Below are 16,391 nucleotides of genomic sequence, written 5' to 3'. Positions count from 1 at the left end.
GCCAACTCGTGGAGAACTCGATCCCCCCTCATAAGCATCGCCCTTTATCTTGGCATTAGGATATTTAAATCTTTTGGATATGATGAAGAGTTAAAGCATTGCTTCCATTTCAGCTTCCTTCTTCCTACTTTCAAATTCTATAAAAACAGCTTTTGAGTATTTTGTCACAAATAGCAAAACTAAGAAAAGTACCAGTACTGCTAAACTAAGAGCAATTAAATGGGCAGGAGTCTTATCGAGGAGTATGCCAACGACACCATAGCCTATGGGAATTATTCCCTGACTCATAACTTCCAAAACCGAAAAACACCCTCGCCCTATATTCCGTTGGAACAAGTTGCTGGAATTCCACGTTTAGTGGAGTGTTCACGAAGGCATTTGAAACCCCCATTAAAACCGATACCAAAGCGATTGCACCAAACATTCTCCAGCTGGGTCCCAAAAAGAATGCAATGCTTTGTGGGAGCATTAAAACGGCAAAAATCAACAGTAGAATTGTTTCAACTATCAAACCTTTAACTAAAAGGTTCTCAGCCTTTTTCTTTGCAAACAGTGCACCGATTAAGATGTTTCCGAGAAGTATACCCCCCATAAACGAAGTCTCTAAAAGACCGTACTGCTCTGCAGTGAATTTAATAACTATCCTCATCACATAAGGGTAAAGAACCGCAAATATTGGAGCCGCAAAAAAGTTAATCACCAAAGCAAAGCCCATCAAAATTAATATTCCTCTTCGGACTCTTATGTAGTTTAAGCCATCTCTTAAACCCTCAAAAACTTCGCCAATGTTTTTTATCTTCTCTACTTTTTGTTCATATCTTATAAAAAGCTCACTAACACCTGAAGCTATAAACGACACACCATTGATAAGAAACGCTATCATTATTCCTCCCATCCCATAAATTATCCCACCAAGGGCTGGGCCTACTATATAAGCTGTGCTGTTGAGGCTCATCAAAATTGAATTTGCTCTCATTAACTCCTCTTTTTCTACTATATCCGGCAGCATAGCACTGGTTGCCGGCCCAAACAGGGCGTTCATGATCGACACAACGAACTGCGCCCCAAAGAGGATAGGTATTGTTATTAAATTTTTTGACGCCAAAAGAGCCAGAAGTAGAATAACTACTCCCCTCCCAAAGTCCATCCAGACCATTATCCACTTTCTGTTGATTCTATCTCCCAAAACGCCAGCTATTGGGTATAGGAGTAATCGAGGAAGCATTGAAATTATCATAAAAGTTCCCATTATCGTGCCAGAGCCTGTTAAATCTAGAATGAACAAGGGCAAAGCCACATCTTGTACTCCACTTCCCACGAGAGATACGAAACGTCCCATGGCAAAGAGCCAAAAATTTCGATTGTCTCTCATTTACTCTCCCTCAAAAGCTAATTTATGTGGTCAATTCAATAATACATTTTGCTCAAAAGTGATCACAATTAGGAAAAGCTTTAAATGTTTTTTAGCTATAAAAGGCTATGGTGATTGCTATGATTGAGGTTGGAGAATACAAGATTAAAGAAGGACTATACTACACCAAGGACCACGAATGGGCTCAAGTGCTTGAGGATGGCACGGTTTTAGTGGGAATAACCGACTATGCACAAAAGGAGCTTGGTGACCTCGCTTATGTAGAGCTTCCAGAGGTTGGGAAAGAGGTGGCAAAAGGAGATGTACTCTGCGAAGTAGAAAGCGTAAAAGCCGTAAGCGAAGTTTACGCACCAGTTAGCGGTGAGGTAATTGAAGTTAACGAAGAACTTGAAGACGCTCCAGAAAAAATCAACGAAGACCCATATGGAGCTTGGATTGCTAAGATAAAGCCAAGCAATCTTGAAGAGGAATTGAAAGAGCTTATGGATGCTAACGCTTATGCTGAATACTTGAAATCACTCTGATTTCTTCTTCTTTCAAATTAATTCTCCTGAAAGCAAAACATCTTCTACAGGCCTTGCTTCATATCCCAATCCTCTCAAAATCCTTGCAAATTCCCTATTATAGCCGTATCGTGTGTAAATTTTTTCAGGCTTAACCCTCTCAATTATTCTTATAAGCTCCCAGAAGTCTGCATGGTTGCTGAACTTTAGGTTCCCAAACCCAGAAACAAACAGCTCAGAAGGATGGATGCCGTTAATAGGCTTTTGAGTTCTAAAACCCCTAATAACAACCTCCCCATCATTTGAAATGTTGTTAAACTTAATTCCAAATTTTTCGTAGATCTTGGCGACTTTTCTTATATCACTTGGAACTCTCGCAGAATAGCCATGAACGTCCAGAATTTTAAGCAGTTCCTGAGCCTTTCCCATTTGATTTGCATAGAGCGTTGGAACCTTTTTTCTGTCTAATGCTTCCTCTACAAAGGCTATGAGCTTCTTTTCAGCTTCTCTGGGAGTCGGAAAGTTGTACATTGGAAGGCCGTAGGTGGCTTCAATAACCAAGATATCAGCCTTTCTGAATTTGCTTTTTTCGGCCGTTCTAAGCTTAAACCACTTTACATCCCCTGTGTAAAGGAGTGAAAACTCATCAAATTTGATGTATATTTGAGCAGAGCCCAGCATGTGACCTGCTGGATAGAGCTTTGCTTTATAATCACCTATGTAAAAGCTCTCTCCAAATCGGTAGGTCTTGTAGAATCCACCTTTTTTGAGATGGCTGAGGAACTTCGTGGGTTTTGTGGATATTATAAACTCTCCACTAACAAAATGATCAGTGTGAGCATGACTTTGAAAGGCAATTTTTGATGAAGAATCCAACCCAATACCTTTGATTATCATCATCCATAGTTTATGCCGGAAGTTTTTGAAGTTTATCTTGGCTAATGTTTATTAATTTTGAATGCATACCAACACTGGAGGTGATAAGCTATGAAGGAAAGCCTTAAAGATAGGATAAGATTGTGGAAAAGGCTGTATGTAAACGCCTTTGAGAATGCTCTAAACGCTATCCCAAACGTTAAGGGTGTTCTTCTGGCATATAACACCAACATTGATGCCATAAAATATTTAGACAAGGAAGATCTAGAAAAAAGAATAACCGAAATAGGGAGAGACAAGGTTTTTGAAATTATTGAAAATCCACCTGAAAAGATCTCCTCCATTGAAGAGCTTCTTGGTGGAATATTGAGGAGCATAAAACTTGGCAAGGCTATGGAGTGGTTTGTAGAGAGTGAGGAAGTGAGGAGATACTTAAGGGAATGGGGATGGGATGAGCTGAGAATAGGAGGGCAAGCCGGAATAATGGCGAACCTTCTTGGGGGAGTGTATAGGATTCCGACGATTGTTCATGTTCCTCAGAATCCAAAGCTTCAGGCGGAGTTGTTTGTAGATGGTCCTATTTATGTCCCCGTCTTTGAAGGAAATGAGTTGAAGCTAGTTCACCCTAAAGATGCCATTGCAGAGGAAGAAGAGTTAATCCACTACATATATGAATTTCCCAGAGGTTTTCAGGTTTTTGATGTTCAAGCACCAAGAGAGAATAGATTCATAGCCAATGCCGATGACTACAACGCGAGGGTCTACATGAGAAGGGAATTCAGAGAAGGCTTTGAGGAAATTACCAAAAATGTTGAGCTAGCGATAATAAGCGGGCTGCAGGTTTTAAAGGAATACTATCCCGACGGAACAACATACAGAGATGTTCTTGATAGAGTTGAAAGTCATTTGAATATCCTCAACCGCTACAACGTGAAGAGCCACTTTGAATTTGCATATACTGCAAACAGAAGGGTTAGAGAGGCACTTATAGAGCTTCTACCGAAGTTCACAAGTGTCGGCCTTAATGAAGTAGAACTTGCCTCAATAATGGAGATAATAGGAGATGAAGAACTGGCAAAAGAAGTTCTGGAGGGACATATCTTCTCAGTCATAGATGCGATGAATGTTTTAATGGACGAGACAGGAATTGAGAGAATTCACTTCCACACCTACGGCTACTACCTCGCCCTAACTCAATACAGAGGAGAAGAGGTAAGAGATGCTCTGCTCTTTGCATCCCTCGCTGCAGCTGCTAAAGCCATGAAAGGAAACCTTGAAAGAATAGAGCAGATTAGAGATGCCCTAAGTGTACCAACAAATGAAAGGGCAATAGTGCTTGAAGAAGAACTTGAAAAGGAGTTCACAGAATTTGAGAACGGCCTTATTGATATGGTGGACAGACAACTTGCTTTTGTGCCAACAAAGATTGTAGCATCTCCCAAGAGCACCGTTGGAATTGGAGATACCATTTCAAGCTCTGCTTTTGTCAGTGAATTTGGCATGAGGAAAAGGTAACCTTCTTTATTTTTTTAACCTAGGGTAAAATTTATATATAGGAAAAAATAAAAAGTATCTGGCAGAGTGTTTTCATTATTCTGCTTGCTCTAATCACTTGGGAGGTGATAATATGCTTTTAGAAGCTCCGGTTTATAAAGAAATCTTTGGAGCTGTGAAGATTTACGAACTACAAAAAGTCATCAAGATGGACACGGAAACTGAAGATGTTCCTATGTTCACTGTTCAAAATATTCCAAGGGAGGATATCTACAAAACCATTGGAGAAATGGCAATAGTCGTGCCGATGAAAAACGAAAAGCTACACTTAGTTGATGGAGTTCTTAAAGCAATACCCCACAAATCGCCAATCATAATAGTCTCTAACAGCAAAAGAAAGGGGCCCAACAGATTCAAGCAGGAGGTAGATTTAGTAAAACACTTCTGCAATTTGACACACTCGAAAGTTATTATGATCCACCAGAGAGATCCCGGGCTAGCGGAGGCGTTTAGAGAGACAGGGTACGAGGACATCTTAGACGAAAAAGGACTTGTGAGAAGTGGAAAAGGAGAGGGCATGCTCATAGGAATAATGCTTGCTAGGGCAATAGGAGCCAAATACGTAGGATTCGTTGATGCAGACAACTACATACCCGGAGCGGTTAATGAATATGTCAAGGACTATGCCGCTGGATTCTTGATGAGTGAAAGTGAATACACGATGGTAAGGCTCCACTGGAGGCACAAGCCTAAAGTTAGCAGAGGAACGCTTTATTTCAAGAAGTGGGGAAGGGTGAGTGAAATAACTAATCGCTATCTGAATCAGCTGATAAGTGAGAAGACTGCATTTGAAACCACGATAATGGTAACCGGCAATGCTGGAGAACACGCAATGACAATGAAGCTTGCAGAAATTCTACCGTTTTCAACGGGCTATTCAATAGAGCCCTATGAGATAGTGTATCTTCTTGAGCGCTTTGGTAGTTGGGAAAATGTGGAAGAGTTCCAAGATGTTTTTGATCAAGGGATAGAAATATTCCAGATAGAAACGTTAAATCCCCACTTCCACGAGGATAAGGGGCAGGAACATGTAAAGGAGATGGTGCTGCTGTCTTTAACCACAATATACCACTCCAAACTTGCATCAGAGCGGTTGAAAAGGCAGATTTTAGAAGACCTCAGAATGCATGGAATAATAAAAGAGGATGAAGAACCGCCAAAACCAAGGGTCATGAGACCAATAAAGAACATAGACATCAAAAAGTGGATGAAAACCCTCGAATCAAACCAAGAAACTCTCCTGAGGTTCGATTTATGAAGGTAATCTTCCTGGATCTGGATAAAACCCTTATTGGAGAGGATTACTCTCCAGAGCCAGCGAAGGAGATAGTGAGTTTCCTGAAGGAAAAAGGGTTCAAAATAGTCTTTAACTCTTCAAAGACAAAGGCAGAGCAGGAGTATTACAGAAAAGCACTCAAAGTCTCGGATCCCTTCATAGTTGAGAATGGGAGCGCAATTTACATTCCAAGAGGGTATTTCAGCTTTGAATTCCCATACAGCCGGGAAAATGAGGGTTACTATGTCATCGAACTCGGCACAAAGTATGATATCATAAAAAAAGCTTTAGATGAAATAAGCAGCCGCTTTGGGCTAAAATACTATGGGAATTCAACAATTGAAGAGATTATCGAATTTACTGGTCTCCCAAAGGAACTTGCAGAACTCGCTGTGAAGAGAGAATATTCAGAGACAATTTTCAAATGGGCAAAAGAGGGATTCCAAAAAGAGATAGAGCAGAGAGGGCTTAAGATCACCAGAGGCAGCAGATTTTACACTGTTACCGGAGACACTGATAAGGGGAAAGCCGCAAAAATGCTTATAGGTTTATACTCAAAGATTGGAAAAGTAGAAAGCTACGCCGTGGGGGATGGAGAAAACGATATTCCGATGCTTGAGGTTGTTGATCACCCATTTGCCTTAAACATTCCACACAAAAGAGCTAAGAACATAAGGACAATAAAAGAACTTATGGAGGTGATAGAATGAAAACACTTATCCTTGCTGGAGGAAAAGGGACTAGATTATGGCCATTGAGTAGAGAGTTAATGCCAAAGCAGTTTATAAGAATTTTCGACAGTGCATCCCTCTTCCAAAAGACCGTTGAAAGAGCGTTAAAATTCTCGAAACCCAAAGAGATATTCATCGTCACAAACAAGGAATACAAGTTTAGGGTTCTAGATGACTTGAAGGAGCTTGGTATAGAAGTTCCAGAGGAGAATATTCTTCTTGAACCTGTTGGAAAAAATACTTTGCCCGCAATTTTCTGGGGAATGAGGGTTATAGAAGAGAACTACGGGAAGTCAAAAGTTGCTGTTCTACCATCAGATCATCTAATAAGGGTTAACGAAGACTATGTAAGGGCGTTTGAAAATGCCGAAAAACTTGCAGATAACTATTTCATAACATTCGGCATTAAGCCAACAAAGCCCCACACCGGCTATGGCTACATAAAACCAGGAGAGAAACTTGAAGGGGGATACAAAGTTGAGGAGTTCAAAGAAAAGCCGGATTACGAAACCGCAAAGCGCTATGTGGAAGAGGGCTACTACTGGAACAGCGGTATGTTCCTTTTCGATAGCTCACTGTTCATTGAAGAGGTAAAGACTCTCGCTCCAGAGGTCTACAACGCCTTTGAAGAGGCGAAAAGCATAGAAGAAGCATATGAAAAGGTTCCGGAAATTTCCGTAGACTACGGCATCATGGAAAAGACTGACAAAGCAGCTGTAGTGCCACTAAACACTTACTGGAATGACTTAGGAAGCTTTGATGCAATATACGAGGCCTTTGAAAAAGATGAAAACGGAAATGCCATCAGAATAAGTGGATTTAAGGGGGACTATATAAACGTAGATTCAAAGGACAACCTAATAATAACGGAGAGGCTAACTGCAACAGTGGGAGTAGAAGACCTAGTGATAATAGACACCGGAGATGCCCTGCTCGTAGCTAAGAAGGGCGAAACCCAAAAGGTCAAAGAGGTCTACAAAAAGCTAGTAGAAAAAGGAGATGAGAGAGCCCTAGTACACAGGACTGCATACAGACCCTGGGGAGCCTATACAGTTCTTGAAGAGGGAGAGAGGTACAAAATAAAGCGCTTAACGGTCTTACCTGGCAAAAGACTATCCCTCCAAAGACATTATCATCGTTCAGAGCATTGGGTTGTTGTGAGGGGAACTGCAAAGGTAAAAATCGGAGAGAAGGAGCTACTGCTAAGGCCGGGAGAGAGCACATTCATTCCCGCAGGGGTTGTCCACAGGCTCGAAAATCCGGGAAAAGTGATCCTTGAGGTCATAGAGACTCAGATCGGGGAATATCTAGGGGAAGATGACATTGAAAGGTTCCAGGATGACTTCGGGAGAGACTAAAAATGGGGAAAGAAAGCTGCAAAGACAGATGGGAAAGACTCAGCGAAACGCTCTCCTCCCTTTCAATTAGCCTACTCGGCACTATACTCTTCGTACTTGTGATAAGCTACTTTACTCTAAAGGGACTTGGGAATGCTAAGATCACCGTCCCCATTCAAGGAGTTAATGTAGAGATAACCTACCCAGAGATGAAGCTTCCGATAGACTTCGACGCATTGTATAGGGTTATAATACTCCTCTTTGGTACAGTGTTAATTGGAATCCCTATACCCCTCCTACCTGAAAACATGAAGGCACTAAAGGGAGGAGTTGCACTAATTCAGGTTGCAGTCTTTACCTATGCATTCTATTCCTTCATAGCAATCATCCTTGAGCTTATAAAAGCACTTACGTGAGGTGATGATGATGGGCAAGATATTTGGGACGTTTGGAGTTAGAGGAATCGCAAATGAAAAGATAACCCCAGAATTTGCACTCAAAATGGGAATGGCATTTGGAACGCTCTTAAAAAGGGAACAGCCTGACAAGGAGCTCTGGGTTGTCGTAGGAAGGGACACAAGAGTTAGCGGAGAGATGCTCAAAAATGCCTTGATAAGCGGTCTTCTAAGCGTTGGAGTCAACGTCATAGATGTGGGCATAGCACCAACTCCAGCGATTCAGTTCGCATGCAAGTACTTCAAAGTCGATGGAGGGGCTGTAATAACTGCAAGCCACAATCCACCTGAATATAATGGGATAAAACTCCTTGAGCCAAATGGTCTAGGCCTCAAAAAAGAAAGAGAAGCAATTGTAGAGGAGTTATTCTTCAAAGAAGACTTTTACAGAGCTAAGTGGGACGAGATAGGTCAGCTGGTTGAGAGGGACATAATAAGGCCTTACATAGACGCAATAAAGGCGAGGGTGGATGTGGAGGCAATAAGAAAGAGAAGACCCTTTGTCGTGGTGGATACTTCGAATGGCGCAGGATCCTTAGTGCTCCCTTATCTCTTGAGAGAGCTCGGCTGTAAAGTTGTTAGCGTAAACGCCCATCCCGACGGACACTTCCCGGCAAGAAATCCAGAACCCAATGAAGAGAATCTCCAAGGATTTATGAAGATCGTGAAAGCACTTGGAGCGGACTTTGGAATAGCCCAAGATGGCGATGCAGACCGATCAGTCTTCATAGACGAGAACGGAAACTTCATACAAGGAGATAAAACCTTCGCATTAGTTGTGAAAGCAATGCTCGAAGAGAACAAGGGAGGTTTGGTCGTAACAACCGTGGCAACATCCCACATAATAGACGAGCTTGCCAAAATCTACGGAGGAAAAGTTCTGAAGACAAAAGTTGGAGATCTAATAGTTTCGAGGGCACTGCTTGAGCACAACGGTTTAGTGGGGGGAGAGGAAAACGGAGGAGTTATCTTTCCAGATCACGTTTTGGGCAGAGATGGAGCTATGACCGCTGCAAAGATAGTTGAAATCTTTGCAAAAAGCGGTAAAAAGTTCAGTGAGCTTATAGACGAGCTTCCAAAGTTCTACCAAGTAAAGACCAAAAGACACGTCGAGGGGGATAGAAAAGCAATAGTGGCAAAGGTTGCGGAGATTGCAGAGAAAGAAGGGCTAAAAATTGACACTACCGATGGAACAAAGGTTCTTTTCGAAGATGGATGGGTGCTCGTAAGGGCAAGCGGAACAGAGCCAATAATAAGAATCTTTGCAGAGGCAAGAAGTGAAGAAAAGGCAAGAGAATACCTCAACGTAGGACTAAAGCTGCTGGAGGAAGCCTTAAAGGCTTAACTTTTTAAACTTTAATATGCCCACCTTTGGTTTCTTCAATCTTTAAATACCCCTAGAGATTATTCCTAAGTCGATGAGAAGAGAAGAGTATGTAAAGAAGTGGTCAACTATTCTTTTCCTCTCTATACTCACAGGGGTAGTCGGTGGATTGGGGGCGGTTGTTTTCAGAAAGCTAATATTTCTCACGAGATTGCTGTTTTTTGAGATTTTACTCCCCCACATCTCCTTCTATTACCACGGTTACAACTTCGGATATATTTTGCTTCCAGCAATAGGGAGCCTCATAGTCGCACCAATAATCAAAAATTATCCCGAATTAAAGGGAAACGGCATACCCGAGGTTATAGAGGCGGTTATATTCAAAAGAGGAGAAATAAAGGGAATACTGGCAATTTTGAAGGCACTGGTAACTTCAATTACCATCGGAAGCGGAGGAAGTGTTGGTAGAGAAGGCCCCATAGGCTTCATCGGAGCTTCATTAGCCTCAGCCTTAACGCAGACTTTTAAACTCTCCTCGGAAATGAAAAAGCTCCTAACCACATGCGGTTTAGCTGCAGGAATAGCTGGGACTTTTAATACTCCATTTGCCGGAGCGATGTTCGCCCTTGAAGTCGTTTACATGGGGATATTTTCAATAAACCTCGTCCCGATATTCCTATCTGCCGTGGTCGGCAATACCGTGACGTTGCTGTTCTTAGGGGAGGCTTTTGAAGTCAATATTCCCATTCAGATTGCCCATGAACACATTGAACTTTTCTTTCTGTTCCTTATGGGTTTACTGTTTGGGATTTTAGCTGCATATTGGGCAAAGTTTCTGTTTTGGCTCACCGATAGATTTGAAGGTATTAAAACTCCACTGTGGACAAAGCTTTTTATCGGAGGGCTAAGTGTTGGCGTTATCGGAATGTTCTTCCCCCAATACGGAATACTTGGGGTTGGCTATGAAGGGATGGAGCTTGCCATTGCAGGATTGCTCCCCCTTGCAGTCCTTATCCTTTTAGGAATTGGAAAGATGGTGGCAACATCCGTGATGATATCCTCCGGGCACAGCGGCGGCATCTTCGCTCCCAGCCTTTATATTGGTGCTCTACTTGGAGCTGCGTATGGAACAATTTTAAAACTTCTTTTCCCCACCATTGGTATCAATCCAGCCGTTTATGCCCTAGCAGGCATGGCAGCGTTCTTTAGCGGACTAACTCAAGCACCAATAAACCAGATACTCATGGTGGCAGAGCTCACTAGAGGATACGCTCTTCTTCCAGGAGTTATAACCTCTGCAACAACGAGCTTTTTAACAGCCAGGTTTATTCTCAAAGGCTCTTCGGTATATACCCTAAAGCTTGAGCGGAGGGGAATTCGCATAAAAACAGGTCGCCCCGTTGTTTTAGAGACAATCCCCGTTAGAGAGATAATGACTGTAAAGCCCATCTTTGTTTACAAATGGAATACCCTAAGGGATGTGGAGGAGCTCGTTGCAAAGACCGGCCACGACTGCTTTCCGGTTGTTGATGAAAAAATGAACGTATTGGGAATAGTGGGTATAAAAGACTTCCTAAACCTCTCCCAAAGAATAAAAACGTTACCAATAGAGAGGTTTTTGCGCAAGGAATACGGTGTTGGATATTTAAATGAAACAGCTCAGGATGCCTTTGAAAAACTAATGAAATACGACCAAAACCTTCTTCCCATTGTTGAAAGTCCAGAAAACAGAAGGCTTATTGGTGTTGTAACAAAGAGGGACATTTACAAGGCATATTATAGGGCATTAAAAGAAATGTACATAGAAGAGTGAATCATTTTGAAAGCATTCCAATCATGTAAAAGAGGAGTTTTGCGGCAGTTAAGGCTGTAATATCTCCAAGCTCCATTCCCGCCACTTCCATTATATCAAAACCAATGACCTCTTTGTTCTTCACCAACCATTCCAGCGCCTCTAAAACCTCCCAAAACCTTAATCCACCAGCTTCTGGAGTCCCAGTTGAAGGAACCATTGAAAGATCAAAGACATCTATGTCCACAGATACATACACCGGCTCTGGGAGGTCTTTTACGACCTCTATGAACTTTTCAAGATTGTACTCCCTTGCATGAACCCAAGGTATGCCAGCCTTTTTGGCATATTCTACCTCTTCTTTTGTGCCACTTCTTATTCCAAACTCGGCAACCTTAACCCCCAATTCTGAAATCCTTCTGGCGACACATGCGTGATTCCAGGGGTTATCTTCATAGCTCTCTCTTAAATCAAGGTGGGCATCGAATACCACGTAGCTTTTCGGCTTCAATGCCTTCACTGGGGCAAAAGTCATTGAGTGTTCACCACCCAAGACTATAGGCACTGCCTTAGGGTTTATTTTTTTGATTTCTTCTATTGTCTCAATGCCTCTTTTTATTGTTTCAAGCGGATTACCTGCGACGATTGCTAAATCGCCAACGTCAGCTATCTTTACCTCTGCAAGGTCAATATCGTAATCTAAAATATAGCTCTCCAAATTAAGCGTGGCTTGTCTTATTAACGTAGGCCCGAACCTTGTTCCAGGTTTGTAGGAGGTTGTTCCGTCAAAGGGAATGCCGAGGATTACAAAGTCAGCCTCCTCAACATCGCTCATTGGGAACTCAAGCTTTAGCGTCTCATAAGTATAGAGGAGTTCCATCATCCTTCACCCGGAGAGGGTTTAGAATAGGGGTTAAAAAGTTTTGCAAGATTAAAAGCTAAAGAGGAACGACAATTTTCTCATTGGGTCTTAGAGAAACTTCTTTGCCAGCTATGCTAAGCTTAATGACCTCCTTGCCCTCGTCACTCTTCACAATGACTTCTTTTAGACTGACCCCTCCCCGGCCTGAAGGGCGAAGCTTTCGGAAAGGAAAAGTAATTGCACTTGATGAAAAAGAAAACATCATCTCAGTACCCGCCGAAAAACGAGAGTTGTAGAACTCACGGGTGCTGGAGACTCACTCTTCGGAACAATAATGGCAGGCATCTCCCAAAGAGATTCTTTAAAAGAAGCAATAGAGCGAGGAATTAAAACTGCAAGTAAAGTTGTTGGAAGCCCTAGGAATCCCATAAAAATTTAAGAAAAGAGTCACTCGCCTTCCCCTTTGAGCTTCATTATCTTTATTCTGCCAAGGGTCTCCCAGTATTCAACGTTAATGCCCTCTCTGAGCTTATCCTTGATTTCGTCATCAACGCCCGTTGCTATCGGGACATCAAAGATTTCGTATGTCTCCATGTCCATAAGTTGGACTGTGTCTGGTGTGAGGGCTATTATCTGACCCGTTCTCTTGTCGATAATTGGGACATCAACTTCAGCGCTTGTTGGCTTCACAATACTCCTAACCTTGCCGTCAAATATTCCAACAGCCTCAATTCTTGCCTTTGCTGAACCGTGCTTTCCTGGGGATGAAACCGCAATGTTAGCTATTTTGCACGGCTCGTCATCAATAAGGATGTATCTTCCGGGTTTGAGCTTACTAACCTGAACTTTGGTTTTGTCTCCCATCTTCCCTACCTCCCACAAACGTTCTTGATGTGGTTTATTTTAAGCATTTAAAAAATTTTTGAAGAAGATTCTACCAAAGTAAACTTCCCTCATAGTTTATCAAAACCTCATTGACAACACTCCATGCCATTAAAGGCTCCTTGTAAATGCTAATCCTTTCTCCCTTTACTTCACTCAAAAAGTCCCCATGGGGGAATCCGCCAACGATAACAGCCGGCGAGGCGTAATTAACCAATTTTTCTCCGAATTCCTTTGGAGTTAATAAATTCCCATTTTCGTGCATTATGAAAATCCCATCTGGGCCTATCTCCTCAAGGAGTTCTGAAAGCGTTCCCTTCCTCATTTTCAGAAGTTCAAGATCTTTGGGAACGGCTTTGTTTTTGAATAAGCTTTCCATCAGCCCCACAAAGCGATTGTAGTTTCGAGGAAGCCTGGTCTCGGGTTTAATATAAATAACTTCGTTGTTTCTTGTGTGTACATAAACCCTAAGCTCCCCCTCTTTGTTTAATATACTCTCAAGGGCGTTTATAAGGCACAGGTGGACTATATCCGGCCTTCCCCTCCTCTCTCCATCCTCCAGCAGTTTAAGGGCTGAATGATGATAGGTGGAATCAAGAAGCACTTCATCTGGCTTCTTTCCCCTCTTCCTTGCATAGTTGACAACCGAAGGGTGGTCTCTTATCTTCTCCGGCACAAGCTCAAGTTCACTATCGGCTATTACTAAATGGAGCATCTTCCACTACCTCCACATGGATGTCTCTCTCCCTTATCTCTTTCATTATTTTTGAATACGTGTCAGCCCTCATCCCTAAAATCTCTGGAGGAATTACTCCATATGCGCACTCTCCATTCATAACGATCCTAGAAACTATAGCGGCCGTGAATCCCGTCACCCTTGCCATAGAAGTAAAACCATCCTTTGCTTCATCATATAAGAAGTACCTGATTTCCCTCTCTTTTTCATTCTTAAAGCCCCTACCATAAACTTCCATTATCGAAAAGTCCTCGCTCTCATAGCTCATTAACGGGGCAATGACTTTGAGGGTAAATTCAACGTTTTCTTCTTCAAAAAATCCTAGCTCTTTCAGGACTTTCATTTTCTCCAGATGCCCCGGCCACCTAAGGGTTCTCTCCTCGAGGTGATTTGCGTTTATTGTTTCAATAAGGGTTCTCAGCCCATCACTTACAAACTCTTCAAATTCGAAGTCTTTGAGCTTTACTTTCCAAATTTTTTCCAGTGGATCCACTTCTCTAACTTCGCCATCTTTCACAATCCTTGCCTTCCTTGTGTATTCTTCTATCAGATCATACGGCGACCAAGTGATTTTGTAGTAAAGGGGTGGCTTTGGGATCTTCGGAAGCCCGCCCACACGGATTATTCCCTCTTCAAGAGGGCTCATTTCTTGATAAATTCTTCCTAAGAAGATATTGCTAAGCCCTGGGGCAAAACCCGCATCAACGATAGCCGTTATATTTGCTTTTATGGCCTCTTCCCTAAGCGCTAACGGATTTTCTGGCATAAAAGAAACATCCACAATATCCACCCCAGCTTCTACAGCCGCTTTTAGAGTTCTAAATCCAAACCTTCCGGGAAGAGCTCCCACAACAAGATCAAAGCCCTTCATCTTCTCCACTAAAGAACTAAAATCAGAGGCATCTACTTTTATCGGATTCGCATAATTCTTCACATCTTCCAATCGATTTAAGTCTCTATCTCCTGCCCACACTTCAAAATCCTTACTAAGATCATAAGCTATAGCCCTTCCAACGTTACCAGCCCCAAGTACTAAGATTCTCATACACTCCACCTCCTTAGAAGTAGAACCAAAGGTATATAAAATGTTGTTCTGGAATTATTGTGATGAGGTTAAACTTACCCAGCTTTTTAAGAAGAAGAGGGCTTCCAAAAGAATTACTGGAGAGTAAAGAGGCCAAGATAATGCACATAAGCGACACTCCGGACAATATATATCCTTTCATCTTAAACCTAATAGAAAAAAGCAGACCGGAGTATATTGTTCATACTGGAGACCTTGTGGACAACATAAAACTTGAAAGAAAGCCCGAATTAAAGGAAAGGTATGCAGAAAGGGTAAAAGAGCTATTAGATATACTTGAGAATTCCGGAGCTGAGGTATACATTGTTCCGGGAAATGAGGATAGTGAGGAAGTACTCAAAAAACTCGTCAGAAAAGCTCGAATAGTAAAGCCCGGAGAGGTCGTTAAGGTAGATGAAGTAAAGCTTGCCTTAGCACATGATCTCAGTCAGCTAAATCCTCCCAAAGATGTTGATTTCATTCTCTACGGACATAACTTCAGGAATATCAAGCATGGATTGAATGGACTTTTAAATGTGAACTTCATCCTTTTGGGGAGTAAGAAAGTTGTTAGGGTCAAATATCCCGATGGGACAAATTTTGAAAGGGGATATAAGTTAATGAGGGGATTGTGATGAGATTAATGCGTTTTGGTCCTTCAATGCTCTTTTTGAGGACATCAGATGTTGAAGGTGGCGAAAGTTTCCTAAAAAATCTTTTTGGAGTAGAAGAACTCTCAGTTGACGAGGCATGGAATCAAAGTGGAGAACTTGATACAATAATCTTTGTAACCCCTGCAGAAGAATGGAAGACAGTATTAAATCTAAAAAGGGGAGCTTTTTTGGTCAAAATGCGGAGTGACAGCGTTTTAAAGGAACTTCTAAATGCAAAAGCCCCTTTTGACAGAGCAAACCTTGGGCCCCAGATAATTCTTCTGAGAGTGCCAAAAGAAGCTGAAAAAACTTCCGAAATAATTCCCAAAAGATATGGAGGGATAGAGACAAGCTTCGCCAGGGGTATTAACGAGGGCGAAGAGAGAGACACCCTTCTCTTGGTGACGGACAAGAAATTAAGCGAGCCTTTGAGCATAAGAGATATAAAAGAAGCGTTTTTGATCAGAAAAAATTTCATAGAAGTCTACAGAACCTTAAGAACTGACTTGCCAATTATACTCTTTAAACTGCTCCCGGAAGGTTGGAAAGAGATCACTATAAGAATCTATGACACCGAAAAGAGATACGAAGAGAACATAGAAAGGGTACTTCTAGTTCTTGAAGATCTCGATCTCGGCTATGTCGTAAGTGAAGGGTGGGACTGGGATTACCCAAGACCATTCATGAGGATCAAGGTTTACAAAATAAAGCTAATAACGTGGGAAGACCCCCTTAGAATAAAGTTCCTTCTCAAAGGATTAGAGTACAGAGACTATCAGAGATTTGCAGATATAGATGTATTTGTCGAGGAAAAGAAAATTCCATGGGTAGAAGTGTCCAAGGAGTACGCATCTAAATTTGAACTCGCGAAGGCAGCAAGAGAAGAGCTCGAAAGCCTGTTAAGCGAGGATACGAAGAAAAGACTGCACGAGATTGAAGATAGACTCTTAGAAGGGAAAAACCCCAATGAATAAT

The 16,391-nt window shown here is 42.0% G+C and carries 16 protein-coding genes and 1 pseudogene; 11 read left to right on the top strand and 6 right to left on the bottom strand.

Translation table 11 applies throughout. From position 1 onward, the window contains the following. Positions 1 to 232: 232 nt before the first annotated feature. On the bottom strand, positions 233 to 1,372 hold the full coding sequence (locus NF859_RS04330) for an MFS transporter (protein ID WP_252743175.1): 1,140 nt from the start codon (positions 1,370 to 1,372) through the stop codon (positions 233 to 235). 119 nt (positions 1,373 to 1,491) lie between these two features. Between NF859_RS04330 and gcvH the strand changes: the two genes are divergently transcribed. Further along, entirely contained in the window at positions 1,492 to 1,896 is a 405-nt protein-coding gene (gene gcvH / locus NF859_RS04325) for a glycine cleavage system protein GcvH (RefSeq protein ID WP_087035486.1), read from the top strand. A gap of 12 nt (positions 1,897 to 1,908) precedes the next feature. Here the strand turns inward: gcvH and NF859_RS04320 are convergent, their stop codons facing one another. After that, on the bottom strand, positions 1,909 to 2,772 hold the full coding sequence (locus NF859_RS04320; RefSeq protein WP_252743174.1) for an MBL fold metallo-hydrolase: 864 nt from the start codon (positions 2,770 to 2,772) through the stop codon (positions 1,909 to 1,911). Between the two features lie 114 nt (positions 2,773 to 2,886). Between NF859_RS04320 and NF859_RS04315 the strand changes: the two genes are divergently transcribed. The 7 genes from NF859_RS04315 (at position 2,887) to NF859_RS04285 (ending at position 11,241) form a co-directional block, all read left to right on the top strand. After that, positions 2,887 to 4,266 (top strand): ADP-specific glucokinase, encoded by a 1,380-nt coding sequence (locus NF859_RS04315; protein WP_252743221.1) that lies wholly within the window; start codon positions 2,887 to 2,889, stop codon positions 4,264 to 4,266. Positions 4,267 to 4,378: 112 nt separating this feature from the next. Further along, positions 4,379 to 5,563 (top strand): mannosyl-3-phosphoglycerate synthase, encoded by a 1,185-nt coding sequence (gene mpgS, locus NF859_RS04310; protein ID WP_252743173.1) that lies wholly within the window; start codon positions 4,379 to 4,381, stop codon positions 5,561 to 5,563. Next, positions 5,560 to 6,291: a mannosyl-3-phosphoglycerate phosphatase gene (gene mpgP, locus NF859_RS04305; protein ID WP_252743172.1), complete on the top strand. Its 732-nt coding sequence runs from the start codon at positions 5,560 to 5,562 to the stop codon at positions 6,289 to 6,291. Before mpgS ends, mpgP begins: the two co-directional genes overlap by 4 nt. Continuing rightward, entirely contained in the window at positions 6,288 to 7,670 is a 1,383-nt protein-coding gene (locus NF859_RS04300) for a mannose-1-phosphate guanylyltransferase/mannose-6-phosphate isomerase (protein WP_252743171.1), read from the top strand. Before mpgP ends, NF859_RS04300 begins: the two co-directional genes overlap by 4 nt. Before the next feature lie 2 nt (positions 7,671 to 7,672). Next, entirely contained in the window at positions 7,673 to 8,065 is a 393-nt protein-coding gene (locus tag NF859_RS04295; RefSeq protein WP_087035498.1) for a hypothetical protein, read from the top strand. Between the two features lie 10 nt (positions 8,066 to 8,075). Then, positions 8,076 to 9,449, top strand: coding sequence for a phosphoglucosamine mutase (gene glmM, locus NF859_RS04290; protein WP_252743170.1), 1,374 nt, complete (start codon positions 8,076 to 8,078; stop codon positions 9,447 to 9,449). A gap of 73 nt (positions 9,450 to 9,522) precedes the next feature. After that, entirely contained in the window at positions 9,523 to 11,241 is a 1,719-nt protein-coding gene (locus tag NF859_RS04285; RefSeq protein WP_252743169.1) for a chloride channel protein, read from the top strand. Position 11,242: 1 nt separating this feature from the next. Here NF859_RS04285 and speB read toward each other — a convergent pair whose 3' ends face one another. After that, positions 11,243 to 12,100, bottom strand: a complete 858-nt coding sequence (gene speB, locus NF859_RS04280) for an agmatinase (RefSeq protein ID WP_252743168.1) — start codon at positions 12,098 to 12,100, stop codon at positions 11,243 to 11,245. A gap of 250 nt (positions 12,101 to 12,350) precedes the next feature. Between speB and NF859_RS10700 the strand changes: the two are divergent. Beyond that, positions 12,351 to 12,521 (top strand): annotated as a pseudogene (locus NF859_RS10700) (PfkB family carbohydrate kinase); the annotation flags it as partial. 8 nt (positions 12,522 to 12,529) lie between these two features. Here NF859_RS10700 and NF859_RS04275 read toward each other — a convergent pair. From NF859_RS04275 to NF859_RS04265, 3 genes are all read right to left on the bottom strand, one after another. Further along, positions 12,530 to 12,946 (bottom strand): translation initiation factor IF-5A, encoded by a 417-nt coding sequence (locus tag NF859_RS04275; RefSeq protein ID WP_252743167.1) that lies wholly within the window; start codon positions 12,944 to 12,946, stop codon positions 12,530 to 12,532. A gap of 70 nt (positions 12,947 to 13,016) precedes the next feature. Next, positions 13,017 to 13,679 carry a 16S rRNA methyltransferase gene (locus NF859_RS04270; protein ID WP_252743166.1) on the bottom strand — a complete coding sequence of 221 codons (663 nt, stop codon included), beginning with the start codon at positions 13,677 to 13,679 and terminating at the stop codon, positions 13,017 to 13,019. Then, positions 13,654 to 14,787, bottom strand: a complete 1,134-nt coding sequence (locus NF859_RS04265; protein WP_353936092.1) for a saccharopine dehydrogenase family protein — start codon at positions 14,785 to 14,787, stop codon at positions 13,654 to 13,656. The genes NF859_RS04270 and NF859_RS04265 overlap by 26 nt, the downstream gene beginning before the upstream one ends. 20 nt (positions 14,788 to 14,807) lie before the next feature. Between NF859_RS04265 and NF859_RS04260 the strand changes: the two genes are divergently transcribed. Further along, a complete protein-coding gene (locus NF859_RS04260) occupies positions 14,808 to 15,398 on the top strand; it encodes a metallophosphoesterase family protein (RefSeq protein WP_252743164.1) in 591 nt (196 codons plus the stop codon). Further along, positions 15,398 to 16,390 carry a hypothetical protein gene (locus NF859_RS04255; protein WP_252743163.1) on the top strand — a complete coding sequence of 331 codons (993 nt, stop codon included), beginning with the start codon at positions 15,398 to 15,400 and terminating at the stop codon, positions 16,388 to 16,390. Before NF859_RS04260 ends, NF859_RS04255 begins: the two co-directional genes overlap by 1 nt. Position 16,391: the final 1 nt, after the last annotated feature.

The sequence above is a fragment of the Thermococcus alcaliphilus genome, from assembly GCF_024054535.1.
Classification (GTDB): domain Archaea; phylum Methanobacteriota_B; class Thermococci; order Thermococcales; family Thermococcaceae; genus Thermococcus_A; species Thermococcus_A alcaliphilus.
This window is presented reverse-complemented; position numbering and strand designations above follow the sequence as displayed.

What these genes read in the sequence shown, in the direction of transcription:
- NF859_RS04330 (WP_252743175.1), bottom strand. Translation starts at nt 1,372, where the DNA reads ATGAGAGACAATCGAAATTTTTGGCTCTTTGCCATGGGACGTTTCGTA.
- gcvH (WP_087035486.1), top strand. Translation starts at nt 1,492, where the DNA reads ATGATTGAGGTTGGAGAATACAAGATTAAAGAAGGACTATACTACACC.
- NF859_RS04320 (WP_252743174.1), bottom strand. Translation starts at nt 2,772, where the DNA reads ATGATAATCAAAGGTATTGGGTTGGATTCTTCATCAAAAATTGCCTTT.
- mpgS (WP_252743173.1), top strand. Translation starts at nt 4,379, where the DNA reads ATGCTTTTAGAAGCTCCGGTTTATAAAGAAATCTTTGGAGCTGTGAAG.
- mpgP (WP_252743172.1), top strand. Translation starts at nt 5,560, where the DNA reads ATGAAGGTAATCTTCCTGGATCTGGATAAAACCCTTATTGGAGAGGAT.
- NF859_RS04300 (WP_252743171.1), top strand. Translation starts at nt 6,288, where the DNA reads ATGAAAACACTTATCCTTGCTGGAGGAAAAGGGACTAGATTATGGCCA.
- NF859_RS04295 (WP_087035498.1), top strand. Translation starts at nt 7,673, where the DNA reads ATGGGGAAAGAAAGCTGCAAAGACAGATGGGAAAGACTCAGCGAAACG.
- glmM (WP_252743170.1), top strand. Translation starts at nt 8,076, where the DNA reads ATGGGCAAGATATTTGGGACGTTTGGAGTTAGAGGAATCGCAAATGAA.
- NF859_RS04285 (WP_252743169.1), top strand. Translation starts at nt 9,523, where the DNA reads ATGAGAAGAGAAGAGTATGTAAAGAAGTGGTCAACTATTCTTTTCCTC.
- speB (WP_252743168.1), bottom strand. Translation starts at nt 12,100, where the DNA reads ATGGAACTCCTCTATACTTATGAGACGCTAAAGCTTGAGTTCCCAATG.
- NF859_RS04275 (WP_252743167.1), bottom strand. Translation starts at nt 12,946, where the DNA reads ATGGGAGACAAAACCAAAGTTCAGGTTAGTAAGCTCAAACCCGGAAGA.
- NF859_RS04270 (WP_252743166.1), bottom strand. Translation starts at nt 13,679, where the DNA reads ATGCTCCATTTAGTAATAGCCGATAGTGAACTTGAGCTTGTGCCGGAG.
- NF859_RS04260 (WP_252743164.1), top strand. Translation starts at nt 14,808, where the DNA reads ATGAGGTTAAACTTACCCAGCTTTTTAAGAAGAAGAGGGCTTCCAAAA.
- NF859_RS04255 (WP_252743163.1), top strand. Translation starts at nt 15,398, where the DNA reads ATGAGATTAATGCGTTTTGGTCCTTCAATGCTCTTTTTGAGGACATCA.